This is a genomic window from Pseudoalteromonas sp. T1lg21, from assembly GCF_002964625.1.
Taxonomy (GTDB): Bacteria; Pseudomonadota; Gammaproteobacteria; order Enterobacterales; family Alteromonadaceae; genus Pseudoalteromonas; species Pseudoalteromonas gelatinilytica.
Window position 1 is genome coordinate 106,123 of sequence record NZ_PQBX01000010.1, and the last position, 24,540, is coordinate 130,662.

The following is a 24,540-nucleotide window of genomic DNA, read 5'->3' on the forward strand; positions in this document are numbered from 1 at the left end:
GACCCGCCTGTTAGTTATTTAAAAATTAATGTGTGTTTTGCAACCGGCTAACAGCAGCTTCAAGTGCCACCTTATAACCCATTGCTCCTAATCCAATAATGACGCCTTGTGCCACATCCGAAAAATACGAATGATGGCGGAATGCTTCGCGAGCATGCACATTAGTTAAATGCACCTCGTAAAAGGGAATGTTTACACTAAGCAATGCATCCCGTAAGGCTACGCTAGTATGCGTAAATGCAGCAGGGTTAATAATAATTGCATCAACCACTTGCCATGCATCGTGAATAAGTTCTATTAATGCTGCTTCACTGTTACTTTGGAAATGCGTTAAATCAACATTGTGACCCGCAGCAACCTGACTAAGTTCAGCTATAATCTCATCAAGAGATTGAGTACCGTACTTTTCTGGTTCACGCTTGCCAAGCATGTTTAAATTTGGCCCATTTAGAACTAAAAGTTTGAATTTTGCAGCCATAATACGCGATATATCCTATAAGTAAGCAGTTTAACCATATTCACCATAAACCCACGCTTAACCTAAGCGTGTTGATGTAAAATAGCAACTATTTCTCACGTTAACCACCTATTATAGATATTTCGACGTAAATAGCAGCAAAATACTGGTCTAATCACTACCTATTCGCGGCAAAGGCAGGCACAGCAAGGCACACAACAAGGTCATTCTGAGCATTTTCCTGCTGATAAATTGAACTTCACCAAGTGAAATTACGACTTTTCATTGAAAACCACCATTTTTTACGAGACAGAAACAAAAACGCCACTCAGATGAGTGGCGTTTCGCTATTTTCTTGCACGTTTGCGTTTATTTAGCGCTATTTCGTACTTTTGCTAAATGCTCAGCAAAGTCTTTGGCATTTAAAAAGCCAGTTACGCGTTGCTCTAAAAGCTCATTACCTTGAGTATCAAAGAACAGAATGCTCGGTAAACCAAAGACTGTGAACTCTTCCATTAGCTCAATTGTTTTTGCATCACTTTCGGTTAAATCGATTTGGATTAACTCAAAGTGAGCAAACTGTGCTTGAACATTCGTATCAGGAAACGTGTAGTGTTCAAACTCTTTACACGCGACGCACCAGTCTGCGTATAAGTCGACCATCACTAAGCGCCCTTCGCTACTTGCAGCTGCAATTTCGTCTTTCAATTCACTTAAATTAGCAACTTGTTTAAAACCATGTGTTTGTGCTGCGGCTTCGGCAACTACCGCTTTACTCGGCCAAAAATAATTTTTCGTTAGGCTCGCCCCCGTCACAACCAGTAAAGTTGCAGCAAACCAGAGTGCTGTTTTTAGCTTGCCTTGTGATTGCGCACTTTGCCAATGGTGTAAATAAAGTGCGGTCGCAAGTGCTAATAAACCCGCCATTAACCAAATGATTTCAATATCAACAATACGCTCAAGCAGAATTAGCGGAACGACCAGCATGATGAAGCCAAATAACGTTTTCACTTGCTCCATCCAACCACCGGCTTTGGGTAGTAATTTACCGCCAGAAGTCCCCAGTAGTAATAACGGTAAGCCCATGCCTAAACTGAGTACATAAAGTGTTAAACCACCGACGAGGTAGTCACCACTTTGCGCTACATAGAGTAAAGCAGCAGACAATGGCGCTGTTGTACAAGGTGACGCTATCAAACCAGACAACACACCCATCATAAATACGCCAACATAGTTACCGCCTTTTTGCTGGTTACTTACCTGAGTAAGCTTATTCATCATGCCGCTAGGCAGCTTAATTTCGTACCAGCCGAACATCGACATCGCCAGCAATACAAACAAAATACTAAAGCTAATTAACACCGTTGGGTGCTGTAAGTACCCTTGTACTTGACCACCTAATGATGCAACCACTAAGCCCAGTGCAGCATAGGTAACGGCCATCCCTTGCACATAAACAAACGACAGCGAAAACGCTTTTTTAGTCGATAAATTCTGCTGACCCGCAATAAGGCTCGACAAAATCGGAAACATTGGAAATACGCAAGGCGTAAAAGCCAGACCAATACCCACTAAAAAGAAGATTACTAGGTTGGTCAATAAGCCCTGCGATGCCAGTTTATCGGTATATGACTGCTCACCAGCTGGTTTTGCTACTTCTTGAGAAACATTTGTTGATGCCTCATTGGTATCAGCTGCTTGTGTTAATGCCGCTAGCGCATTCCCCGCTGACGCGGTTTGTGAAACTTGCTCGCCAGCAATGACAGATAAAGGAATGGTTCTAACTTCTGGCGGATAACAAAGTCCAGCTTCAGCACAGCCTTGAAAACGCACTTTAACAACCGCCCCTTCCGTAACATTACTAAGCTTAGTTACCACACTCAATGAGTTAAAGAAGACCTCGGTTTTGCCAAAAAACTCATCCTCTATGATTTGCCCTTTGCCAAGATCTGGGATTTCAATATCAGCGCCTTTAGCAATTATTTCGACTTTCTTTTTATAGAGGTAATAATCAGGCGCTATATCCCAGCCAATAAATAAGGTTTTGCCTTGCTGGTCAAAATCAAAAACAAAGGCCTGATCAACTGGCAGAAATGTTTGCTCAGCTGGTTGTAATAGATTTCCAAGTAAATTGTTATTACTTGCACTGGCCGGCACAAGCCACAGTGCGCACAGTAATAAAAGGAACGATCGCATTAATTAAGTACCTCATCCATCCAATTAAAATAGGCTAAATTGCCTGTTGCTACATCAACGACCTGAATTTCTGGTATCTCATAACTATGTAATTTCTTGATAGTTTGGATCACTTCATTCATTTTTTCTGACTTTGTTTTGATCAGTAACTTACTTTCTGTAGCTTGAGTTATCTCGCCATCCCACATGTAAATAGATTCGATTGTAGGCATAATGTTCACACAAGCCGCTAGCTTTTCTTTAACTAGATGTTGTGCCAACTGACGGGCTTCAGCCTCATTCGCACAAGTAGTAAAAATAAGTCGAAAATGCGTAGTCATAAGGAACCTTTGTTTGATTACGTGAGTCGCACCATAGTAGCCGATAGTAACTATAATGTGTAGCGAGCAAGGTGATCCTAGGTTCCACCTTGAAAAATGACCTGCTCACCCCTATTTATATTTCACTGACTCGAAAGAGAATGACATTTTTTAGAGAGCGTTATGTTTAGATTTTTGTTTTTGTTATTTATTTTAGTGCCGATTGTGGAGATTGCGTTACTCATTCAAGTGAGTGAAGTAATCGGCGGCTTTGCCACCATAGCGCTTGTGATTGTGACCGCGATTGTCGGTGCGAAATTAGTGAAGCAGCAAGGCATGGGCGCGATTCAAAACGTGCAATTACAAATGGCACAAGGGCAAATGCCTGCAAAAGAATTATTTACTGGTTTATGTGTGATTATCGCCGGCGTTTTATTAATGACACCTGGCATTATGACTGACTTTTTTGGCTTTTTATTACTCACGCCAGCAATCCGCAACAAACTAGCTGCAGGCCTTGCCAGCCAAGCGACAGTGCGTATGAGTACGCAAGCAAATCAAGGCTCTGCACACTTCCAATATCATAGCAAAGCAGCCGCTCATGAAGAGCCAAACCATCAACCTACAACTATTGATGGTGAATTTGAGCGAAAAGATTAAAATTTTTTAATTTTTGTACTTGGATTTTTTTAAGCCACCCCCATTAATGAAGGCAATGAAACGCAACGGGTGGCTTAGCACTCCCCTGCAATAACATAAGATTTTTTCTGTACTGTTCAGAAACTGTTAGGAGAACTAAATAAATGAACATTCGTCCTTTACATGATCGCGTCATCGTTAAGCGTCTAGAAGAAGAAACTAAGTCTGCTGGCGGTATTGTATTAACTGGCTCTGCAGCTGAAAAATCAACTCGCGGAGAAGTTATCGCTGTTGGTAATGGCCGCGTTTTAGACAACGGTGAAGTAAGAGCATTAGAAGTAAAAGCCGGTGACACTGTGCTGTTCGGCTCTTATGTTGAAAAAGTTGAAAAGATCGAAGGTCAAGAGTACCTGATCATGCGTGAAGATAACATTCTAGGCATTGTAGGCTAATCCTACTTTTCATTTAGCAACCCGTTTACAGAATTTAAGAGGAATTAAATCATGGCAGCAAAAGAAGTACTTTTTGCAGGTGACGCACGTGGCAAAATGCTAACTGGCGTAAACATTTTAGCAAACGCAGTAAAAGTAACTTTAGGTCCTAAAGGCCGTAACGTTGTATTAGACAAATCATTCGGCGCTCCAGTGATCACTAAAGACGGTGTATCTGTAGCAAAAGAAATCGAGCTTGAAGACAAGTTCGAAAACATGGGCGCACAAATGGTTAAAGAAGTAGCGTCGAAAGCGAATGACGCTGCAGGTGACGGTACAACAACTGCAACTGTATTAGCGCAAGCTATCGTAAACGAAGGCTTAAAAGCAGTTGCAGCGGGTATGAACCCAATGGACCTTAAGCGTGGTATCGATAAAGCTGTTGCCGCTGCTGTTCAAGAACTTAAAGCACTTTCTGTTCCTTGTGCCGATGCTAAAGCAATTGCACAAGTAGGTACTATTTCTGCTAACTCTGATAGCGAAATCGGTAACATCATTGCTGAAGCAATGGAAAAAGTAGGCCGTGATTCAGGCGTAATCACAGTTGAAGAAGGTCAGTCGTTAGAAAACGAACTAGACGTAGTTGAAGGTATGCAGTTTGACCGTGGTTATCTGTCTCCTTACTTCATCAACAACGCTGAAAAAGGCGCAGTAGAGCTAGACAACCCATTCATTCTACTTGTAGACAAAAAAGTATCTAACATTCGTGAGTTACTACCTACATTAGAAGCCGTAGCTAAAGCTAGCAAGCCTCTACTTATCATTGCTGAAGACCTTGAAGGCGAAGCGCTTGCAACGCTTGTAGTAAACAACATGCGCGGCATCGTTAAAGTATCTGCAGTTAAAGCGCCAGGTTTTGGTGACCGTCGTAAAGCGATGCTACAAGACATCGCCGTATTAACTGGCGGTACCGTTATTTCTGAAGAAATCGGTTTAGAGCTAGAAAAAGCAACAGTTGAAGACCTAGGTACAGCTAAGCGCGTTGTAATCACTAAAGATGACACAACAATCATCGACGGTGCAGGTGAAGAAGAGGGCATCAACGGCCGTGTTGCACAAATCAAAGCACAAATCGAAGAAGCAACGTCTGACTACGATAAAGAGAAACTACAAGAGCGTATGGCTAAACTAGCTGGCGGTGTTGCAGTAATCAAAGTTGGCGCAGCAACTGAAATCGAAATGAAAGAGAAAAAAGACCGCGTTGAAGATGCGCTACACGCAACTCGCGCAGCGGTTGAAGAAGGTGTTGTACCGGGTGGTGGTGTTGCATTAGTTCGCGTAGCTAGCAAACTTGCTGAGCTTATTGGCGACAACGAAGACCAAAGCCACGGTATTAAAGTTGCACTTCGTGCGATGGAAGCACCACTTCGTCAAATCGTAACGAACGCAGGTGACGAAGCATCAGTTGTTGTTAACTCAGTAAAAGGTGGTGAAGGTAACTACGGTTACAACGCAGCATCTGGCGAGTACAACGACATGATCGAAATGGGTATCTTAGACCCAACTAAAGTAACGCGTTCTGCACTACAGTACGCTGCTTCAATCGCGGGTCTTATGATCACAACTGAAGCAATGGTTGCTGAAATCCCTAAAGATGACGCGGGTGCTCCTGATATGGGCGGCATGGGCGGCATGGGTGGTATGGGCGGCATGATGTAATCATCCCCCTGGTAAAAATCTTTATTTAAAGATATTACCCGAAGGTACCTCCCCTTCAAAAGAAAGCCCCTATAAACAAATGTTTTTAGGGGCTTTTTTACGATTATAGAAACACAGTCTGATTTAAAATTGCTAAACTCTATTTAATTAGAGCTGCTCTTAGCTACTTACCTTTCTTTGGTTTACCTTTATCTGATTTAGCAGCCTCACTGACAATCATGTCTTTTTGCTCTTCGGTGATTAAAGCTTGATCTAAAAGCTCTTCTGCCGCTTTTGCAACACAACTGACGTATTTACCATGGTTAGCAAACTCTGATGATTCTCCACATTGTGCAGCCATATGTTGCTCAACAGAACATCCTTCATAAGTTACCGCTTCTGAAGCTGGGGTATTAGGGCAATAATCAAGATCATTATTCACACCATCGCCGTCAACATCGGCATCACATACATCGCCTTGACCATCCTGATCAAAATCTAGCTGATCAGGGTTTGCAACTTCAGGGCAATTGTCCACAGCATCAGGTATACCGTCTTGATCCATATCTTCATCAACGATACCTATCGGGTCACTGATAGTTGAAACAAGACAGTAATCATCACATGAATAAGTTAATGAAGTTGGCATCTGATCCCATACAGCCAAAATAGTACCGTGCATTGCATCATTTGTGTAAATTAGCCAATATTGCCATCCCCAATACACATCATATGATGCTCCACCATCATTAAGGATTGTATAACTGCTCGGTCTTGGTTGAATATCAAATGCGCCTATGCCTGAGCCATAGTTGAACATTTGCATTGCAAATTTTCCATCTTCAGTCCGAAAACCATCATCATACATTTGCTGCGTAGTGTAAGTTCCAAACGTTCCACCAGATACAACCTGCTCAGACGATACTGAGATTGTCGAACCATTAATACTGCCATTTGTGGGTTGTAAGTGAATAGTTCCAGTCATAGCTGTCACATCTGCAAATGCCACTGCAGACACAAAACACGAGGCCACTCCTGAAATAAGTAAGTGCTTATTCATATTTATATCCTTAAATTTGGTAGGGTTGGAATGTGCATTCCAAACATCACCCAGAAGTTTAGCGAAGCAGTATGAGGCAATTTTATAAGGTGTATAAAACATTCCCGAGACATGGCGAAACGAGCTTTTCTGAAACTGCGGCTTAATATTTGTAGACAATCCCAAAAAAGTCAATTTACAACCAGCAGTAATTTACAAAAAATTTACTGGTGTTACCGCGAAGATTTAAATTTAAAACCAAAAAACAGGATAGAAATAAAAGCAATGAAAATCAACACCTTAATAATCGACAGGATTCGAGAAGTAAGAATTTAAGATAGCATGCGAGTCCAAGTTACTTTGTCTAGATTATTTGTACCATTTAACAGAACAATAAGCTAATAGCTAAGTTCACAAGCCCCGCCATACTTCTTTTTCAACGATTGGCATGTTGAATAGGCATATCCACAACGCTTTTCACCTTTAAGTATGTGGCAATATGTTTGCTTATCAGCTCGCTTTTTATTATGGCAGTGATAGCTACCATTGGAATGGTTTGTATGACAGCCTGATGCGTTAGTACGCCCCGAATGCGCACTGAGACCTGAACTTACCAAAAGAGCGACTGCTAATAATACCTTAACCTTATTCAAAACAAACTTCCCTATTACATTTGAACTAAGGTAATAATACTAGCATGAATTCACCAAAAAGCTTAAAAACCAACAAAATAGTAGTAGTTATGATGTTTTTATACTTGCGGCTTAAAACTTACAGCTTAAAGCTGCCATTAACCAACTCCCTCACTATCGCAAACAAATCACTCGGCAACATGCCTCTTTCGCCTTCACGCTCTGAGGCAATATCCCCGGCTTTTGCATGTAATGTTACACCCAAACATGCTGCTTGCTGAGGAGTAAGCCCCTGTGCGATCAGTGCCGCTATGATACCTGTTAATACATCACCACTGCCGCCAACCGCAAGTGCAGGATTTCCATCTCTACACACCCATGTTTGGTTATTATCAGCAATTAAACTACCAGCGCCTTTGAGTACACAAGTAGTGGTATAGCTGCGCGCAAGCTGTTTTACTGCATGAAAGCGATTTTCTTCAATATCAACCGTGCGGCAATTCAGTAATCTTGCAGCCTCACCGGGGTGCGGTGTGATTACTGTATTCGCTAATGGGAATGACGAAGCATGCTGAGCTATTAAATTAAGTGCGTCGGCATCAATAATCAGTGGCTTGTTATTAGTGAAACAATACTGCATGACAGTTTCAAAGGTTGTTTCGGACCAATCGTCCTGACCAAGCCCTGGGCCAATAGCAATACAACTCGCCCACTCTAGCGCACTAATTAAATTTGTATCGGTAACCATAAGTTCAGGACGCCCGATGCTCACTGGCAAAATAGAACTGCTATGGGTATACACTTTGACCATGCCCGCACCAGTGCGAAGAGCGGCCTCTGCAGTTAAACGAATTGCGCCGGCGGTGCCAGCATTACCACCAACACACAATAATTTTCCATGACTGGTTTTGTGGCTGTTATTATTGCGCTCAGGAAGCCTCGGCTGCGTCTGATAGTTGATAAGCTCTGCAGCGGGTGATGTCAGTTTTAAAAAGGCATCTTCAATACCTAAATCAGCAAACTCTATGTTACCTGCATGTGCTCGCCCTTGCCCTGTCACTAAACCTTGTTTAATCCCCACAAAAGTCACAGTGAGTGCAGCTTTAATTGCGACTCCCTGTTCGACACCTGTGTCTGCATGAATACCTGAGGGTAGGTCGATAGCAACTATCGGCACTTGGCTTTCGTTGGCAGCTTTAATTAAGGTTGAAAAAGGCTCGCGCACCTTGCTTTGAATACCTGTACCAAGTAAGCCATCAATAATGATGTCTGCTTGCTCAATAACGCTTATATCCGCTGTTATTGCTCCTCCTGCGTCGAGCCAAGCTTGCTGAGCACTAAGGGCATCCCCTTTGAGCGGTTTGTCGGGCATGGCAGCAATAACTCTAACCTGCTTCCCCGCTTGTTTCGCTAAGCGAGCAACAACATAACCATCACCTGCATTATTACCAACCCCCGCTAACACAACGAATACATTTGCATCAGCAAAGTGATTAATAGCTTGTTGGTAAGTAGCCTGCCCTGCTCGCTCCATAAGCTCATACATACTGATACCACAGTGCTTGGCAGCGGGTCCTTCATTTTCACGAACTTGCTCTGCTAAAAATACCGACTGCGAGAGAGGTACTGACATATCAATCCTTAAATTGGCCTTTTAATCAGCATATAAGTACAGCTGAATGCAGTCAATGAGGCATAAAAAAACGGCGCGTAACTTACATTACGCGCCGTTTTTCTGAAGCTATAATAACTTACTCTGTGTCTGGTAAGTTACGACCGTAGAAGATCTCTTGCATCTCACGAGTTAGCTTAGAACGAATTTCTTCTTCTTCGTCTTCAGAAAGATCCGCGGTAGAAACACCGAATAAATAAGTATTCAAGTCAGTTTCTTTTAACATCATCTTCGTGTGGAACAAGTTCTCTTGATACACGTTCACGTCCATCATTTGGTACGCTTCTTTAGTATCTTCAGTCATGTAGTTCTGAATTGAGTTAATTGCATGGTCGATATAGTGCTTAACACCATCAACATCACGGGTGAAACCACGTACGCGATAGTCAATTGTTACAACATCAGACTCAAGGCTGTGAATTAAGAAGTTTAACGCTTTTAATGGCGAGATAATGCCACACGTTGATACTTCGATATCAGCACGGAATGTACAAATACCATCATCAGGGTGTGCTTCTGGGTATGTGTGAACACAGATGTGGCTCTTATCTAAGTGCGCTACAACTGTTTCAGGAAGAGGACCTGGCGCTTCATCAACGTCATACGTTGTTTGTTGCTCAATCGGCTCTTCTGAGATCAAGATTGTTACACTGGCACCTTGCGGATCATAATCTTGGCGAGAAACATTCAAGATGTTTGCACCAATAATATCCACAACTTCACCTAAAATATCGGTAAGGCGATCAGCACTATACTGTTCGTCGATATATTCAATATATTCTTTACGCTGTTGTTCAGTCTTTGCGTAACAAATATCGTAAATACTAAAGCTTAAGCTCTTAGTTAAGTTATTAAAGCCATGAAGCTTAATTTTATCGAAGGGTTTATTCATGCTAAACCAACCTTTAAACGAGTGAAACCTGCACCAGCAGAAATAAAAGTTCGCGGATTTTATACGAAATTTGTGCTCGGAAAAAGCGTTATTTTACCTGTTCTTGCACAACTTCATGACTATGCGTAATTTCTACTGTTTTATCAAGCATTAAGGCAACAGAACAATACTTTTCAGCTGACAGTTGAACAGCGCGAGCAAGGTGCTTTTCAGAGACATCGTTACCGGTAACCACAAAGTGTAGGTTAATCTTAGTAAACACGCGAGGCGCTGATTCTGCACGTTCAGCAGTTAGCTTAACTTGTACGTCAGAAAACGACTGCTTCGCTTTTTTCAAAATGCTAACAACATCAACAGATGAACAACAGCCTGCTGACATTAACACCATTTCCATTGGGCTTGGTGCTGCACTATCGCTACCTGCATCAAAAACTACATTGTGACCTGAATTTGAAAGGCCAATAAACGTATCACCTTCTACCCATTTTACATTCGCTTGCATGTGTTTTATCTCTTAAAGTTATTTTGCTTGATTGTAAGCAAGTCACACACAGATGCAAGGGATAAGAGGTGAGCTTTAGAGGAAAGCGAGTCACTTATTTTAAGCTACTCGCTGAAGACGAGAGATTGTGTGGTGCTTTATAAACTAGGCGTTTTCTACAACAGCACTGTCGAATAAGTTTTTCACCAATCCGGCAAACTCATCGATAAAAGCATGCTGTTCAACGGTTACAGTGTGATTCGTGACACTACTAAGAACTTCTTGTAGGTCGTAAACAATACCGTCGACTTCGCGGACTATTTGACTACGTTGTTCAGTATTAAGCTCTGTATGTTGCTCGCAAAGTAACATGACGTTTTCTGCTATCACGTCTTCAATCAGCTCTAACACTGTTGGAGCTCCTGGTTTAATTTGACCTGGCTTCTCAAAAAGCGCTAAATTTTGAGTGAGATACATGACAAGATCATCGTACCCTTGCCTATCTAAAACCATACGACTGCACACCTAATAAAAAACTATCTCTTTAGATTTAAGCAGAAAGCGCTTTTAATTGCTACCTTTGCTAGACATCTCATACAAAAAAAGCAGCCTAAGCTGCTTTTTGTAATGATTTACGATTATTAATCGATTTTTAAGCCTGGACTCAATGTCGCTGGCATCGCTACTTTTTCAAGCTCAACTGAAGCGACTGGGTATGCACAATAGTCAGCTGCATAGTAGGCACTTGCTCTGTGGTTACCTGATGCGCCAATACCACCAAATGGTGCAGCACTTGATGCACCCGTGATAGGACGGTTCCAGTTCACGATACCTGCGCGAATACGACGTAAGAAGTGATCGTAATCAGCGGCGCTGTCGCTTAATAAACCTGCTGACAAGCCAAAGCTTGTGTCATTTGCTTTATCAATAGCAGCATCAAAATCAGTAAAACGGAATACTTTAAGCAGTGGTCCAAAGTGCTCTTCATCTGGGAAGTTAGCAACGTTTGTACACTCTAAAATACCCGGTGTTACAAAGCCGGTATTTTCTTTGTGAGTTAGCTCAACAAGTACGTCTGCACCTAGCTCAACAAGTTGCTTTTGTGCAGCAACCATACCTGCAGCCGCTGTAGCAGAAATCATCGACCCCATGAAAGGTTGATCTTCTGCGTCGTAGTCGCCCACTTTAATTGCTTTAGTTGCTTTAATAAGACCCGCTAAGATGGCATCACCTTGCTCACCTTTTGGTAAAAACAACTTACGCGCACACGTACAACGTTGACCAGTAGAAATAAACGCTGATTGGATAATATCGTGGATAGCCGCTTTAGTATCAGCAACATCAGTAACGATTAACGGGTTATTACCGCCCATTTCCAACGCTAAAATTTTACCCGGTTGACCTGCAAACTGTTCATGTAAAATATGACCCGTACGAGAAGAACCCGTAAAGAATAAGCCGTCGATACCTTTGTGAGATGCAAGCGCTTTACCTGTTTCAACTTCACCTTGCACAAGGTTGATAACACCCGCAGGTAGACCAGCCTTTTGCCATAACTTTAACGTTAACTCAGCAACTGCTGGCGTTAGCTCAGACGGTTTAAATACCACGGTATTACCAGCTAAAAGTGCAGGTACAATGTGGCCGTTTGGTAAGTGACCAGGGAAGTTATACGGACCAAACACAGCGACAACGCCATGAGGCTTGTGACGGATCATCGCACGACCTTGTGGCATTGGGTTTTCAACATCACCTGTGCGTTCTAAAAATGCTTTTTCAGAGATAGCAATTTTACCCACCATCGCACCTGCTTCAGTGCGAGTTTCCCAAAGTGGTTTACCGGTTTCTTGTGCGATAGCAATCGCTAATTCTTCGCTGTGTTCTTTAAGCGTTTCTGCGAATGTTTTTACAATCGCTAAACGCTCTGCAAATGTTTTATCAGCCCAGCTGTAGAACGCTTCACGTGCAGCAGCAACGGCGCTGTCTACTTGCTCAGCGGTTGCTGTGTTTGCTTGCCAGATTACATCGTTATTTGCTGGATTTACAGATTGAAAATCATGCCCAAGGCCCGCTTGCCATTGACCATTAATAAATTGCGCTGCATGAGTCATTAATATGTCTCCTGAATTTTATAGTGTTGCAAGTGAAACTGAATCGCCAGCTTCTAGGTGAAGCGCCTTGGCAAGTTCACTTGAAATTGTGATGGTATCGGCATCACACGTAAGGCTCACTTCAGTCACGGTTGCTCTAAAATCAGCAAGCTTGTCGTTTGCTAACAATACCGTGGTGTCGCCTTGGCTTTCACCAATCTCAACTTTTACTGTTCTTGCGTTACGCACTGTGGCGATATTATCGACCTTAGCTTCAACAGTTGGACCCGCATCAAAAATGTCTACATAACCATTAAAAGTAAAACCTTCACTCTTTAATAGTTCAATCGCTGGGCGTGTATTGTCATGCACTTGACCAATCACAGCTTGCGCGTCTTTGCTTAGTAAGTTGACGTAAATTGGGTATTTTGGCATTAACTCAGCGATAAATACTTTCTGACCAATACCCGTTAAGTAGTCTGCCGTCGGAAAGTCCATCGAGAAAAAGTGCTCTTCGAGCCATTGCCAGAATGGGCTTTCGCCATTTTCATCTGAAACACCACGCATTTCTGCAATCACTGTTTCAGCAAAACGCTCTTTATGTTGGTTAATGAACATAAAACGCGCTTTTGAAAGCAATTTACCGTTATTGTTTTTACGGTAGCCGTCTTTTAAGAATAAAGTGCACAGCTCAGTTGCACCTGTGTAATCATTACACAGCGTTAAAATATCAACGGCTTTATACACGTTTAGCGTACGAGATGAGTGAATCGCTTTGCTTAAATGATAATGATAAAAAGCATCATCTAAACCTACGGCAGCTTCAATACCTGAAGTCCCTACAACTTCTCCCGTTTCGCTATCTTCAAGAACAAACAAGTAACCTTCATCACCTGGCTGCTGCGCTGTTTTTGCGAATGAGCTGACAGAGTGATCGATTTTCTTTTGTAATAACTCTTCATTATTAGGCAAAGACGTAAAGCCATGTCCTGATTCATCAGCAATCTTTACTAAGGCTTGGTAATCGCTTTGCTGGATTGGGCGAAGGATCATCATAAGTCCGCTTGCTCCCTTATAAATAACGGTAAATTAAGAAATGAGGGCAAGCCTAGCTTGCCCTGAAATGACAGTTTCGCTTAGCCGTTTACGACTTTTGCAACTGCTTTTTCGAAACGAGCCATACCTTCGCGGATATCAGCTTCTGGAATAACAAGTGACGGTGTGAAACGAACAACATCAGCACCAGCAACTAAAGACATAACGCCTTCTTCAGTACCGGCAACTAGGAATTCTTTTGCACGACCTTTGAATTGCTCAGTCACCACTGCACCAATTAAAAGACCTTCACCACGGATTTCAGTGAATACATTGTACTTTTCGTTAATCGCAGTTAGTAACTCACGGAATAATGCTGACTTTTCTTTAACACCGTTAAGTACGTCTGGTGTATTTACTGTGTCGAATGCTGCTTCTGCTACTGCACACGCAAGTGGGTTACCGCCGTAAGTAGAACCATGAGTACCGACTTTTAAGTGCTTAGCAATATCAGTTGTCGTGATCATCGCACCGATTGGGAAACCACCACCTAACGCTTTTGCCGTTGTTAATATATCTGGAGTTACATTAAGACCTTGGTAAGCATAAAGTTCACCAGTACGACCAACACCTGTTTGCACTTCATCAAAGATAAGTAGTGCATTGTGTTTAGTACATAGCGCACGAACACCTTCAACAAACTCAGCAGTTGGAGAAATGATACCGCCTTCACCTTGCAGAGGCTCCATCATTACCGCACAGGTATTGTCTGAGATAAGCGCTTCGAAAGCCGCTAAATCGTTGTAGTCACAGTGTACGATATCACCTGGTTTTGGACCAAAACCATCAGAGTATGCAGCTTGACCGCCTACTGTTACAGTGAAGAATGTACGGCCGTGGAAGCCTTTATTGAATGAGATTATTTGTGACTTTTGCTCACCGTAATTATCCAGTGCAAAACGACGTGCTAGCTTAAGTGCCGCTTCGTTTGCTTCTGCACCTGAGTTTGCAAAATATACTTTCTCTGCAAACGTTGCATCAGTTAGCTTTTTAGCTAAACGAAGTGCTGGCTCATTCGTCATTACATTTGATAAGTGCCAAATTTTTTCGCCTTGCTCTTTTAATGCACTTACAAGAGCCGGGTGACAATGGCCAAGACAGTTAACAGCAATACCACCAGCAAAATCGATAAATTCGCGACCTTCTTGGTCCCATACGCGAGAGCCTTCGCCTCGAACTGGAATAACACTTGATGGTGCATAGTTAGGAACCATTACTTGATCAAATAATTCGCGATTGACTGTCATTTTATATCCTCATAATTGTAAGCACACACAGAGTAAGGTGGCGCTCTAAAGCTAAACTAAGCCATTTTACTTAGCCGATTGAGCTTAGCGCAAAATCACCAAAATTACTCTTTGGTTCAATTTTCATTCATCCATTATTTCAGAAAATTTTCGTCATGTCTCTTAGAAAACTTTCATGTAGCCCTTGAAAATAAAGGGCTTGAGATATTTTTTCATGGATAGTGAATAACTATTTGAAGGTTGTTTTTCACTCAAAATAGAACAAAAAGGCGTGCCGCTAGTGAGCCAAGCAGAGGCTAAAGAGAAAAAGTTTGTTGCTGCGGATTGATAAACAGTGAATGAATAGTCGCAAAAAAATTAACAATTTTTTTAATTAATTTGGATATGAAAGCGATCAAAATTGCATTTTGCTAGCTGATCAAGCTCTTCTTTGCTGAAATCGAAGTGCGCAAACCAACGCTCAGTTTCGTCACTTTCGACCAGTTGATGCTCATTTAAACTTAAATACTGGGCATAACAACGGGCTTTTAAAATCACTTTGGTAAGTGGCAAATACTCATCATTTTTAGCCAGAGGCGTCGTTAACTGCTGCATGACCGCATTAAATGGTAAATACCTAAAGGCCATTTTCTCAATTACGGTCGCTGTTACCTTCATCGACTGCTTGTTTAGCAAGGTGCTTAAAAACAAAGGGTCAGGTTTTAGTTCTAATAAAGCTGTGTGCAAGTCTTTCTTTTGCTCATCACGGGCTTTTGTTACTTGGCGCTGCCAAACTAACTCGAAAATACGAAGATATATGCGAACTAGCGCTATCTTACCCACATCGAGTAGCATACCTAAGGTAAAGGCGTGCACCTCATTTACACCATTAAGCTTCGCAATCTCTTGAGCCGCGATAGCACACGCCATTGAATTATCACGAAGTCGACGTTTTAACAGCGGGAATGGTTCTGTACTGTGCGGCATCCAATGGCGTACCGCAAAGGTTGGCACCACAAACTTTAAGTTATCTAAGCCAATGTAGCGCAGCGCTAAAAGTGGGTTATCAACTTTGACTGAGGTGTGCTTATTTCGCTGTTGACGGTAAAAAGGCAAATTCACAAACGCGACAAGCTCACGACCTAACCAACTTAAGTCTTTAACTAAGGGCTCGAGTCGACCCACTGAGGCTGAACGCACAGCTAAAATATCTAAAATAGCAGGGACGCTATCTTGGATACCAATTGTTTCGTGAATCACGGCATCAATGTCTTCAAGCTGCTTATGCATGGCAGCTTCAATTACTTGGTGTAATTGCTTACTCGCTTGGGCGCGATACTTATGATGAGCAGTGCTGCTCTTTTGGCGTTTCTTCTCTGCAGCAACTTCAACCTCTAATAAAGTGCGTTGCTCCATTGATTCGCCATAATCAATTTCAAGGGTGTGAATATAGCCAATTTGACGCTGTGCAAAACTGTGGCCAAGCAAAAGATCGTGCGCGCGCTCATTAAGCACCATCGCAGTCCTTTGTTGTCGATTTTCTTCGGTCATTTGCACAGGCGTATTGTCGATCATATTTGTTAATTCACTAGCCTAAGATTAGAAGCGAGTTAAAAAGTTAGCAAGTAATTCAAGCCCTTGTTGGGTCAAAATAGCTTCTGGATGAAACTGCACCCCTTCCAGTGCTAAATCATTATGCATGATACCCATAATTTCATCAAAATCAGAATTTTGCTCTGTCCATGCGGTAATAGTAAATTCATCGGGTAAACTTTGTTTATCAACCACAAGAGAGTGGTAACGACACACAGTCAGCGGGTTTGCCAAACCTTTAAACACACCTTGATTGGTATGTCTAACTAATGAAGTTTTACCATGCATCACTTGCTTTGCACGGATCACATCAGCACCGAGTGCCTGTGCAATGGTTTGGTGACCTAAGCAAATACCAAGAATAGGTAACTGGCCTTTTAATTGTTCAACCACTTGCAAAGAAATGCCTGCTTCGTTTGGCGAACATGGCCCAGGTGAAAGTACGATGTGCTCTGGGTTAAGTTGTTTAATCTCAGCGATACTGATCTCATCGTTTCGTTTAACTAATACATCTTGATCCAAGCGCTGAAAATATTGCACTAGGTTGTATGTAAACGAATCATAATTGTCGATCATTAACAGCATTGTGTGTAACCCAAAATTACTCAGTCAAAATAATGAAGGCGCATTTTACCCCAAGCACACATAAATGTCGGCAAAAAATGGGTTATTCCTCTGCGATTAAATGTGCTGTGAGGTCAGCCCTTTCTTGCTCATTAAGTTTTTGCGAACATTTATTTGTAAAGTCGTAGCGTACTAGTACAGTTTTACCAACGGCACAGCAGTTATCTTGCTGCCAAGCCTCTTGGCGCAGTACAAATGAACTAGAGCCGATGTGCTCAACACTGGTTTTCACTGTGACATCGTGACCATAAAACAACTCACCGACAAAGCTTACTTCAACTTTAGCAATGATCAGTTTCCACTCATAAGGGTTTAAATCGGGCGTAAAAAACCTGAAAATAGGCGCTCGGGCGGCTTCAAACCATACAGGGAGTACGGTATTGTTGATGTGCCCTAGCACATCTGTTTCGCTAAAGCGTGGTGTGATAGTTTCAGTAAACATAGTAACCCTATAAAAAATATAAACTAAAGGTAGCTCATGACGGACTTTATTCGCGTATACGAAAACGCCCTCAGCAAAGAATTTTGCGACAACTTTATCACGGTATTTGAACAAAGCCCGCATTTAAAACAAGGCATTACCTCAGGCGGAGTGGATCTAGCGAAAAAAGACAGCCGCGATTTATACCTTAATAATCATCCTGAATACGCTGAGCAACTTAAACACGTTCAACAAACGACTGCAGGTTACATCTTCAAGTACCTTGAAGAGCATATTTTTATGATGATTGGTGCCTTTGGTTTAAAAGTTTACCATCCGCAAACAGGCAAACCTGTTGACCTAACACAAGATAACTTTGAAGAAGTCGGCAAACCACAATTGCCATTACTCGTGCAGCAAATTTTCCGCATGGGTCCAATTCAAGCACAGAAATACGATATCAATAAAGGTGGCTACCCTTATTGGCATAGCGAGGTATACCCGCAAGCTGGCCACAACGAAGCTCTGCATCGCGTGCTGTTATTTATGTTCTATTTAAATGATGTAGAAGAAGGTGGTGAAACTGAGTTTTACTATCAACAACGAAAAATATCACCAAAACAGGGTTCTATGGTCGTAGCGCCAGGCTACTTTACTCACACACACCGTGGTAACAAGCCAATTTCAAATGATAAGTATATTTTAACCTCGTGGGTCTTATTCAACCGCGCAGAGCAAATTTATGGCCAACCACAATCCTAATGCTAAGCGGTAAACGGTAAGCAGTAAGCAGTAAGCGGTAATAAGCTAAGCTAAAGCTATTAGTAGAAGGAGTGCAACGTTTGATGTTGCGCTTTTTTATGGCAATAAAAAAGCAGCCCACTCAGGCTGCTTAAAACTTATAGCTTAACTAAAACTAACAACTCAGATTTAACCTGCCAGTAATTGATCAAATAAATCAAAAACCTTATCAAGCTCTTCAATTGTGTTGTAGTGCATGCAACCAATGCGTACTACGCCACCGGTTTCTAATACACCTAGCTGCTTACATAAGCCTTGAGCGTAGAAATTACCATCCCACACGCAAATATGTTGCTTACCTAAAAACTCAGACACAATACGTGGCTCAATGCCTTCAAATGTGAGGGCAAAAGTCGGTGTACGCTCAGTTAAACGATCTAAATCATCAATACCAAATAACTTGATACGCGGATAATTAGCTAAACGAGTTAAGAAATGCTTACTTAATGCCATTTCATGTTGTTTAGTAATCGCAAATGCAGCCGCAAGTTTTTCTCGGCGTGAATGGCTTTCGTCAAGTTCACTAATTGCAGCAATGTAATCAACAGCTGCAATTAAGCCAGCCAGCGCTTCAAAACTTTGCGTACCCGTTTCCCAGCGACCTGGCGCAACATCTTTTGCCGGCTCAACTTTGTATGGTGTGAAACCTTCAAGGTGTTCACGTTTACCATAAACAATACCAAGGTGAGGACCAAAGAACTTGTATGCAGAGCACGCTAAAAAGTCACAATCAAGCGCTTGTACATCAACCAGCTCATGAGGTGCGTAATGAACGGCATCAACATAAACTAACGCACCAACCGCATGAGCAAGCTCAACAATGCGTTTAATATCATTAATTGAACCCGTCGTGTTCGACGCATACGTCACTGCAACAAGCTTTGTTTTGCTTGATAAAAGACTTTCAAAATGTGCCATATCTAAGCTGCAATCAGCTTCGTTGATAAGAGCCGTTTTTACTGTCGCGCCTTTATCTTCAGCAGCTTGCTGCCAAGATGATACGTTTGAGAAGTGATCTGCATTGGTAACGATGATTTCATCATCATTAGTCCAATCACGCGAGATAGCACGGCTAAAGCTGAACGTTAAGCTTGTCATGTTTGCACCAAACACGATTTGCTCTTTAGATGGGGCATTTAATAAATCAGCTGCAGCTTGGCGAGCATTTGCCATTAACTCGACTGTTTTGTCACTTGAGAAAAATGCACCACCTAAGTTTGAATTGTAGTAACCCAAGTAAGCAGTCATAGCACTTAAGACTGACTGTGGCACTTGAGAGCCACCCGGGCCATCAAGGAAAATAGGTGACTGTCCTGCAACTTGTTGCATAAGTGCAGGGAATTGGCGACGTAATTGCGTTAAGTTCATGAGTTACCCTTAAGCAGTGAGTACGAAGCAATCAAGATAACCTTCTTTGCTTGCGTCTACTTTATTCATTGGCGTTGCGTTGTGCCATACTTCACGGTCATTAATCAGTGCGAACATGCCGTCTTTAATTTCCATCTTGAAACATGGTTCAGCTTGTTGGTGTTCGTAAACAAGTAGCTCACCACCTTCTAGGTTTTCGTGTGATACACCACATACACATACGTGATCAAAACCATCTTGGTGAACACCTTCTGGCGCAGCAGGTGTGTCGCTGTCGATCGCAAGCATTCTAAATTGATGAATTTCTATATCGCGATCATCGCTAATACCTGTCATATCGCGGAACTGATTAACGATTTGCTTCATGCCATCCGTCGCTAATAAGCTATCTTCAAGGTTCTCATACGTGCGCTCTACATTACCCTGAAAGGTATTGATTGAGTCATCTTGCACGAATGCTTTTGTTGGTTGTAGTTTTAATTCACCATCAACAACTTTAATGACTGAATAACGACGCTTACGAAATTCACCATCTGCGTATGGATTAGCAGGTAGGTTAGCAAACGAAGGCTTTACTGCATCAATATGGGCTTGGCTTACAAAACGAAGTTGTAAAAGGTTCTGGTTGTTTAATGTAGTCATTTCGATCTCGCCTTATTACGTTGAGAATATTGGCGAGGATTTTAATTCAATTAGCGGGGAATTTTTGCGTTTTTATGTAAACCAGCAAGGCATAATGCATAATTTTAAGATCGTTATACTAGGCTTTTAGAATATTTAATCTAAAAAATAAAAACAGCCACAAATGTGGCTGTTTTAGATTGCACAATTTACTACACGTTTAATTGCTCATAGAAAGGGAAACTTGATCTTGTGACTGACAACTATTACCTGCTAAATACTTACAGAAAACGAGTTCGGTGCGATTGTTACTGATAAGCTCAAGCAACGTGTCTTGGCCATTTTCAATAAATGACAATTTACCATCAACCAATTGAACACCCGTGATACTTTGATCTCCAATCGTCAGTGAGTAATCGTAAGACTGACTATCTTCATTATAATCCTGCTCGCTTAATGACCAAGTTGTGCCATCGCTTTCATATAAAGTGAAGCTATATAAGTCGTAGTCGTAGAATTTATCAACTGCTGTTGAACTAGCATAATCATGTACATATAGATGTGCAGATGATTTTTCTAGCACCCCAGTGCCATTACCATCGAACGCCACAGTACGCTCGACAAAATATCGGGCTCCATCAATAGCAATTAGCTTGTAAACAAACTCACCATAAAGGAAACATGTATCTAAGCTAGTATCACAGAAGTCAGTTGTTTCCCAACCTCCAGAGCTAGTATCTACATAAAGTCTTCTAATATAGCGGTTATTAACAAAGCTTCCCTGATATGAACTTGTTCCAAAGGTAAAGAAGATTTCACCATCGTCATAAATTTGGATTTCACTCCAATGCGAATCAATTTCATGGCCCTCTCTAAATCGATGACGACCAGAAAAATTACCTGTATTAATGGCTACTTCATTGCGTTTAACAAACATGCCTGCATCTACATAATCCCCCTCACTATCATTACCCTGGTCTAAGAATTGGTAACCAACGTTGATATTTTTAGTGAAGTAGAGAGTATCTGTTGAATTATCACTGTTGTGATTAAGTACTAAGTTGCTATCAATGATCTGCCAACTAAACGTATCTTGCTCATCATTCAAAATATCTATGTAAGAGCCCGTTCCGTCAGCATTGATCTGCATATTTAATAGCACTCCTCCTTGTTCTGCGCTTACTGCCCATTGCCCTACGACATCATCACTAGCAACAGCAATTTCATCGCCATCAGCAAAAGCATAAACATTGGAACTTTCAGAGCTGGTATTCACTAAAACGTCATTCTCGTAATAGCTATATTCAACTGTTAGCCAATGCCAATTAAGCCCTTTTTCTGCCATTGGCATTAACTCAGCGTAACTGATCTCAGTTCGATACTGAACCTCAGTCATACCATCAGGGAAAGAAATATATTCTTCTACAACGATACTATCGATAGGTGATAACTCAATGTGATCATCAACTTCATACCAGTTGATATTTGAACTACCGTTGAGAGTTACAGCGCCAGTGTTATCCGCATTTAGTAATAAGCCCAAGGCTGGTGCATTATATAAATCACTGTTATTTAAAATATACTCGCCAGAAGCTAATAATGCAGGTTTAAACGTTGCGGTAATATCGCAATCAGCACCTGTGGTATAGACAAGATAATAGCCTCCTTCAATATATCCTTCGCATCCTGTAATTTCGTCAATAACATACCCTTCATCAGGGCTAATTACGAAAGATGCATATTGGTACCAATACGAAGTTTGACTGGTAGGTGAGAGGTTACCGTTCTGAGATGGATTCACAGTTAAGGTTACTTTAGGGCGCTTGGGTAAGTAACTAATTTGCGTATCAACTGAACAACTACTTCCTTGTTGGTATCGGCAAATAGTAACAGCATTTTCATCCGCAGAAACCAGTTCAACAAACCACGTATTACCATCAACTTGATAGCTTAATACGCCATCATTGAACGTTGCTATATGCTCAACACCATCAAAACTGACAACATACTCTACTTCACCTAAGTCATTATATTGCATGTAAATCGCATCTGAAGAGCTATCATCTTTATAAAATAAAATAGAACCCTCTAATAGCTCTTCAGTAAAGGCTGAGTATGACAAGTCTTTACTGTATTCATAAATGAATACCGATTTAACTTCATCATATGCCTCACCAGCCATAGTGTAATAAGTTAGCGTTCTGATAATGTAATAGGTGCTACCAATAATGTTAATGAATTCATGTTGCATTTCACTTTCAAGGTAACAGTCATCAGCAAAGCCATCACAGCTTGAAACAAGACCATATGTTTCTGAATAAAAGCGTTTTCTAGAGAAATTGCCATCTTCAATATGACCTTGGAAACTTGAATAACCTAAACCAATAGCAACACTACCATCAGGGTAAATATTCAAATCATAAGATTGAGAAGTACCAACAAAACCATGCCAACGACCAATAATATCCTCATCGGTTGTTGTTACATTCGCTTTTTTAATCATTAAGCCTGTTAATGTATTACTTGGCTCATCAAAACTAGTGTCTAATGCTACAACTTGATAGCCCGCAGAGAGGGCTTTCGTGAACCAAAACTCAATTAGCCCAGTTTCACCATTTTCATCATAACTAATAGATAACTTAGTATCATTGAGTACCCAACTAAATACCTCACTACTTTCACCCGTTACATCTCCTGTACCATCGGCATAAAAGCGTAAAGTTTCAGGTTCATCATCAGATGACGCAGAATCGTAATCATTGTCTCTGAGGTCTAAAATCCATGTGTTTTCTGTTAACTCAGCAGTGTTTAGTGCTATTGTTTTAGTTTTATCAATCAGGTTTGTTGTATAGGTTCGAGTACTTGAAGGCTCCACAACGGGTTCACTACCATTTTGGTAGTCCAATGTTCGCTGTGTGGTTTGAGTTACTTCAATCGTTCTGAAAACCTCGTTTTCTGCTAAAACTTGAAAACTAATATCTGTTAATTTTGTTTGCGCAATATAAGATTCATTGCCATCGTTATATTCATCAGTGTAAGTCACTACACTATTTGCCAATGCTAAAGTATACACTCCTGATTCTTTACTCATTGTCAGTGTTGAGCTTGTATTTGCATTAAGTTCACCCGTACCGTCACTTGCCAGGACAAGGTGATATGCATCATTGTTATAATAACGAGGTGAGTTAACGATAAAATCACCAACAATAGGCTCATCGCTATCAGAAACTAAGTTTTCATCTTTTTTAATTTCTTCTTTCGTCTCTTCAATGAGATCAGGATCTTTCTCATTTACTTCATCTTCAAAACTCTTAGCGGTATCTTCGTCACTGACAAGATCGAGTGTATTTTCTACGCCTTCAGGAAGAACATAGTCAGCATTATCCACGATGATTTTGATAAGAGTTGCCAATAGGATTTTTTCATCAGCATCAACATTTAGTAACGCTGCGTTTAGCTCTTCGACAGATTGAGGTTCTTCATTATTACGCGTTAAAAGCGCATACTCTGCGGTCGTCACATTCGTGATGTTGACGCCAAAGTTGTCTTCACTATCAAGCGTATTATCCTCACCAGCCTGTTCCAATAACGCTTGAATTGAGCTTAACTGTGAAACGAAAACAACCCCAGGATTGGTGCTATCAAGACCTTTTGCTTTAACCAGCACAAGCTTTTCACTTGCAGATTCGTCCACAACAAGCTCTATTGTATAGCGCCCGGTTGGATCTGCATTGACGGAAAAGACATCACTACCGACATTAATCTCTAACTCTGCATTAGCAATTGGTTGATCCGTTACTATCCCGGTAATTGTCACTGTTGATACATTTCGTTTAAATATAACGCTATGCTTTGCTGAAGCTGTTGCCCCATCGTTATCTGTTACAGTGACAGTGAAGTTAACAGTTGTATCAGCATCTATATCAGGTGTTTGAAAAGTAGCTTCTGCGCTTGTTAAGCCACCGCTTTGTGCAAAATCAAAACTAGCATCAGATGTCCAACTATAAGAAGCAATGCTACCGTCGCTATCACCAGCTACGGCGCTTAATTTAAATGAGGTTTGCTCTGTGCCCTCTGAGTCAGCACTAATAGAAACTGTTGGACTTTGATTAACGGGGTCTACAGGATCTGGTTTAGTTCCAGAGTCACTACTTCCACCTCCCCCGCATCCAACTAAAAATAAGGTACCAAAAATCGCGGCTAACAGCCGCTTTTGAATTAACATATCTATACTCCATTACATTCGCTTATAGCAGGGAAACTCT

21 protein-coding genes and 1 pseudogene are annotated in these 24,540 nt (G+C 41.5%); 4 read left to right on the forward strand and 18 right to left on the reverse strand.

Features of this window, described 5'->3' with window-relative positions; all coding sequences use genetic code 11:
- Window positions 1–25: 25 nt before the first annotated feature.
- From aroQ to cutA, 3 genes are all read right to left on the reverse strand, one after another.
- Window positions 26–478, reverse strand: coding sequence for a type II 3-dehydroquinate dehydratase (gene aroQ / locus C2M25_RS05980; protein WP_105180677.1), 453 nt, complete (start codon window positions 476–478; stop codon window positions 26–28).
- A gap of 348 nt (window positions 479–826) precedes the next feature.
- Window positions 827–2,653, reverse strand: coding sequence for a protein-disulfide reductase DsbD (locus C2M25_RS05985; protein ID WP_105175066.1), 1,827 nt, complete (start codon window positions 2,651–2,653; stop codon window positions 827–829).
- Complete coding sequence (gene cutA / locus C2M25_RS05990; RefSeq protein WP_063701604.1) at window positions 2,653–2,973, reverse strand: divalent-cation tolerance protein CutA; 321 nt, start codon at window positions 2,971–2,973, stop codon at window positions 2,653–2,655. Before cutA ends, C2M25_RS05985 begins: the two co-directional genes overlap by 1 nt.
- 162 nt (window positions 2,974–3,135) lie before the next feature.
- Here cutA and C2M25_RS05995 point away from each other — a divergent pair, with 162 nt between their 5' ends.
- The 3 genes from C2M25_RS05995 (at window position 3,136) to groL (ending at window position 5,741) form a co-directional block, all read left to right on the forward strand.
- Window positions 3,136–3,612, forward strand: coding sequence for an FxsA family protein (locus tag C2M25_RS05995; protein WP_063701602.1), 477 nt, complete (start codon window positions 3,136–3,138; stop codon window positions 3,610–3,612).
- A 143-nt stretch (window positions 3,613–3,755) separates the two neighbouring features.
- Complete coding sequence (locus tag C2M25_RS06000; RefSeq protein ID WP_063701599.1) at window positions 3,756–4,043, forward strand: co-chaperone GroES; 288 nt, start codon at window positions 3,756–3,758, stop codon at window positions 4,041–4,043.
- 51 nt (window positions 4,044–4,094) lie between these two features.
- Window positions 4,095–5,741 (forward strand): chaperonin GroEL, encoded by a 1,647-nt coding sequence (groL, locus tag C2M25_RS06005; RefSeq protein ID WP_105180678.1) that lies wholly within the window; start codon window positions 4,095–4,097, stop codon window positions 5,739–5,741.
- A gap of 163 nt (window positions 5,742–5,904) precedes the next feature.
- Here the strand turns inward: groL and C2M25_RS22295 are convergent.
- The 12 genes and pseudogenes from C2M25_RS22295 to C2M25_RS06065 form a co-directional block, all read right to left on the reverse strand.
- Window positions 5,905–6,288 (reverse strand): annotated as a pseudogene (locus C2M25_RS22295) (thrombospondin type 3 repeat-containing protein); the annotation flags it as partial.
- An 869-nt stretch (window positions 6,289–7,157) separates the two neighbouring features.
- The gene (locus C2M25_RS22230; protein ID WP_105175069.1) at window positions 7,158–7,412 is read right to left on the reverse strand and encodes a YHYH domain-containing protein; all 255 of its coding nucleotides are present in this window, start codon (window positions 7,410–7,412) and stop codon (window positions 7,158–7,160) included.
- A 118-nt stretch (window positions 7,413–7,530) separates the two neighbouring features.
- Complete coding sequence (locus C2M25_RS06020; protein ID WP_105180679.1) at window positions 7,531–9,024, reverse strand: NAD(P)H-hydrate dehydratase; 1,494 nt, start codon at window positions 9,022–9,024, stop codon at window positions 7,531–7,533.
- A gap of 118 nt (window positions 9,025–9,142) precedes the next feature.
- Entirely contained in the window at window positions 9,143–9,955 is an 813-nt protein-coding gene (speD, locus tag C2M25_RS06025; RefSeq protein WP_063701590.1) for an adenosylmethionine decarboxylase, read from the reverse strand.
- 88 nt (window positions 9,956–10,043) lie between these two features.
- The gene (locus C2M25_RS06030) at window positions 10,044–10,457 is read right to left on the reverse strand and encodes an OsmC family protein (protein ID WP_063701588.1); all 414 of its coding nucleotides are present in this window, start codon (window positions 10,455–10,457) and stop codon (window positions 10,044–10,046) included.
- Window positions 10,458–10,601: 144 nt separating this feature from the next.
- Window positions 10,602–10,949, reverse strand: coding sequence for a DUF3802 family protein (locus C2M25_RS06035; RefSeq protein WP_063701586.1), 348 nt, complete (start codon window positions 10,947–10,949; stop codon window positions 10,602–10,604).
- Window positions 10,950–11,077: 128 nt separating this feature from the next.
- A complete protein-coding gene (astD, locus tag C2M25_RS06040) occupies window positions 11,078–12,547 on the reverse strand; it encodes a succinylglutamate-semialdehyde dehydrogenase (protein ID WP_063701584.1) in 1,470 nt (489 codons plus the stop codon).
- An 18-nt stretch (window positions 12,548–12,565) separates the two neighbouring features.
- Window positions 12,566–13,582: an arginine N-succinyltransferase gene (gene astA, locus C2M25_RS06045; RefSeq protein WP_105175072.1), complete on the reverse strand. Its 1,017-nt coding sequence runs from the start codon at window positions 13,580–13,582 to the stop codon at window positions 12,566–12,568.
- Between the two features lie 80 nt (window positions 13,583–13,662).
- Window positions 13,663–14,868, reverse strand: a complete 1,206-nt coding sequence (locus C2M25_RS06050) for an aspartate aminotransferase family protein (RefSeq protein ID WP_063701580.1) — start codon at window positions 14,866–14,868, stop codon at window positions 13,663–13,665.
- 369 nt (window positions 14,869–15,237) lie between these two features.
- Window positions 15,238–16,398 (reverse strand): HDOD domain-containing protein, encoded by a 1,161-nt coding sequence (locus C2M25_RS06055; protein WP_063701648.1) that lies wholly within the window; start codon window positions 16,396–16,398, stop codon window positions 15,238–15,240.
- 48 nt (window positions 16,399–16,446) lie between these two features.
- Complete coding sequence (locus C2M25_RS06060; RefSeq protein WP_105180680.1) at window positions 16,447–17,025, reverse strand: anthranilate synthase component II; 579 nt, start codon at window positions 17,023–17,025, stop codon at window positions 16,447–16,449.
- An 82-nt stretch (window positions 17,026–17,107) separates the two neighbouring features.
- Window positions 17,108–17,506: an acyl-CoA thioesterase gene (locus C2M25_RS06065; protein ID WP_105180681.1), complete on the reverse strand. Its 399-nt coding sequence runs from the start codon at window positions 17,504–17,506 to the stop codon at window positions 17,108–17,110.
- 36 nt (window positions 17,507–17,542) lie between these two features.
- Here C2M25_RS06065 and C2M25_RS06070 point away from each other — a divergent pair, with 36 nt between their 5' ends.
- Window positions 17,543–18,247, forward strand: a complete 705-nt coding sequence (locus C2M25_RS06070) for a 2OG-Fe(II) oxygenase (protein WP_105180682.1) — start codon at window positions 17,543–17,545, stop codon at window positions 18,245–18,247.
- A gap of 168 nt (window positions 18,248–18,415) precedes the next feature.
- Here C2M25_RS06070 and C2M25_RS06075 read toward each other — a convergent pair whose 3' ends face one another.
- From C2M25_RS06075 to C2M25_RS06085, 3 genes are all read right to left on the reverse strand, one after another.
- Entirely contained in the window at window positions 18,416–19,654 is a 1,239-nt protein-coding gene (locus C2M25_RS06075; protein ID WP_063701571.1) for a cysteine desulfurase-like protein, read from the reverse strand.
- A gap of 9 nt (window positions 19,655–19,663) precedes the next feature.
- The gene (locus C2M25_RS06080; RefSeq protein ID WP_063701569.1) at window positions 19,664–20,296 is read right to left on the reverse strand and encodes a 2OG-Fe dioxygenase family protein; all 633 of its coding nucleotides are present in this window, start codon (window positions 20,294–20,296) and stop codon (window positions 19,664–19,666) included.
- 199 nt (window positions 20,297–20,495) lie between these two features.
- Window positions 20,496–24,500, reverse strand: a complete 4,005-nt coding sequence (locus C2M25_RS06085) for a PKD domain-containing protein (protein WP_105180683.1) — start codon at window positions 24,498–24,500, stop codon at window positions 20,496–20,498.
- Window positions 24,501–24,540: the final 40 nt, after the last annotated feature.

Coding starts and splice junctions, on each gene's coding strand:
- aroQ (WP_105180677.1), bottom strand. CDS start 478: ATGGCTGCAAAATTCAAACTTTTAGTTCTAAATGGGCCAAATTTAAAC.
- C2M25_RS05985 (WP_105175066.1), bottom strand. CDS start 2,653: ATGCGATCGTTCCTTTTATTACTGTGCGCACTGTGGCTTGTGCCGGCC.
- cutA (WP_063701604.1), bottom strand. CDS start 2,973: ATGACTACGCATTTTCGACTTATTTTTACTACTTGTGCGAATGAGGCT.
- C2M25_RS05995 (WP_063701602.1), top strand. CDS start 3,136: ATGTTTAGATTTTTGTTTTTGTTATTTATTTTAGTGCCGATTGTGGAG.
- C2M25_RS06000 (WP_063701599.1), top strand. CDS start 3,756: ATGAACATTCGTCCTTTACATGATCGCGTCATCGTTAAGCGTCTAGAA.
- groL (WP_105180678.1), top strand. CDS start 4,095: ATGGCAGCAAAAGAAGTACTTTTTGCAGGTGACGCACGTGGCAAAATG.
- C2M25_RS06020 (WP_105180679.1), bottom strand. CDS start 9,024: ATGTCAGTACCTCTCTCGCAGTCGGTATTTTTAGCAGAGCAAGTTCGT.
- speD (WP_063701590.1), bottom strand. CDS start 9,955: ATGAATAAACCCTTCGATAAAATTAAGCTTCATGGCTTTAATAACTTA.
- C2M25_RS06030 (WP_063701588.1), bottom strand. CDS start 10,457: ATGCAAGCGAATGTAAAATGGGTAGAAGGTGATACGTTTATTGGCCTT.
- C2M25_RS06035 (WP_063701586.1), bottom strand. CDS start 10,949: ATGGTTTTAGATAGGCAAGGGTACGATGATCTTGTCATGTATCTCACT.
- astD (WP_063701584.1), bottom strand. CDS start 12,547: ATGACTCATGCAGCGCAATTTATTAATGGTCAATGGCAAGCGGGCCTT.
- astA (WP_105175072.1), bottom strand. CDS start 13,582: ATGATGATCCTTCGCCCAATCCAGCAAAGCGATTACCAAGCCTTAGTA.
- C2M25_RS06050 (WP_063701580.1), bottom strand. CDS start 14,868: ATGACAGTCAATCGCGAATTATTTGATCAAGTAATGGTTCCTAACTAT.
- C2M25_RS06055 (WP_063701648.1), bottom strand. CDS start 16,398: ATGACCGAAGAAAATCGACAACAAAGGACTGCGATGGTGCTTAATGAG.
- C2M25_RS06060 (WP_105180680.1), bottom strand. CDS start 17,025: ATGCTGTTAATGATCGACAATTATGATTCGTTTACATACAACCTAGTG.
- C2M25_RS06065 (WP_105180681.1), bottom strand. CDS start 17,506: ATGTTTACTGAAACTATCACACCACGCTTTAGCGAAACAGATGTGCTA.
- C2M25_RS06070 (WP_105180682.1), top strand. CDS start 17,543: ATGACGGACTTTATTCGCGTATACGAAAACGCCCTCAGCAAAGAATTT.
- C2M25_RS06075 (WP_063701571.1), bottom strand. CDS start 19,654: ATGAACTTAACGCAATTACGTCGCCAATTCCCTGCACTTATGCAACAA.
- C2M25_RS06080 (WP_063701569.1), bottom strand. CDS start 20,296: ATGACTACATTAAACAACCAGAACCTTTTACAACTTCGTTTTGTAAGC.
- C2M25_RS06085 (WP_105180683.1), bottom strand. CDS start 24,500: ATGTTAATTCAAAAGCGGCTGTTAGCCGCGATTTTTGGTACCTTATTT.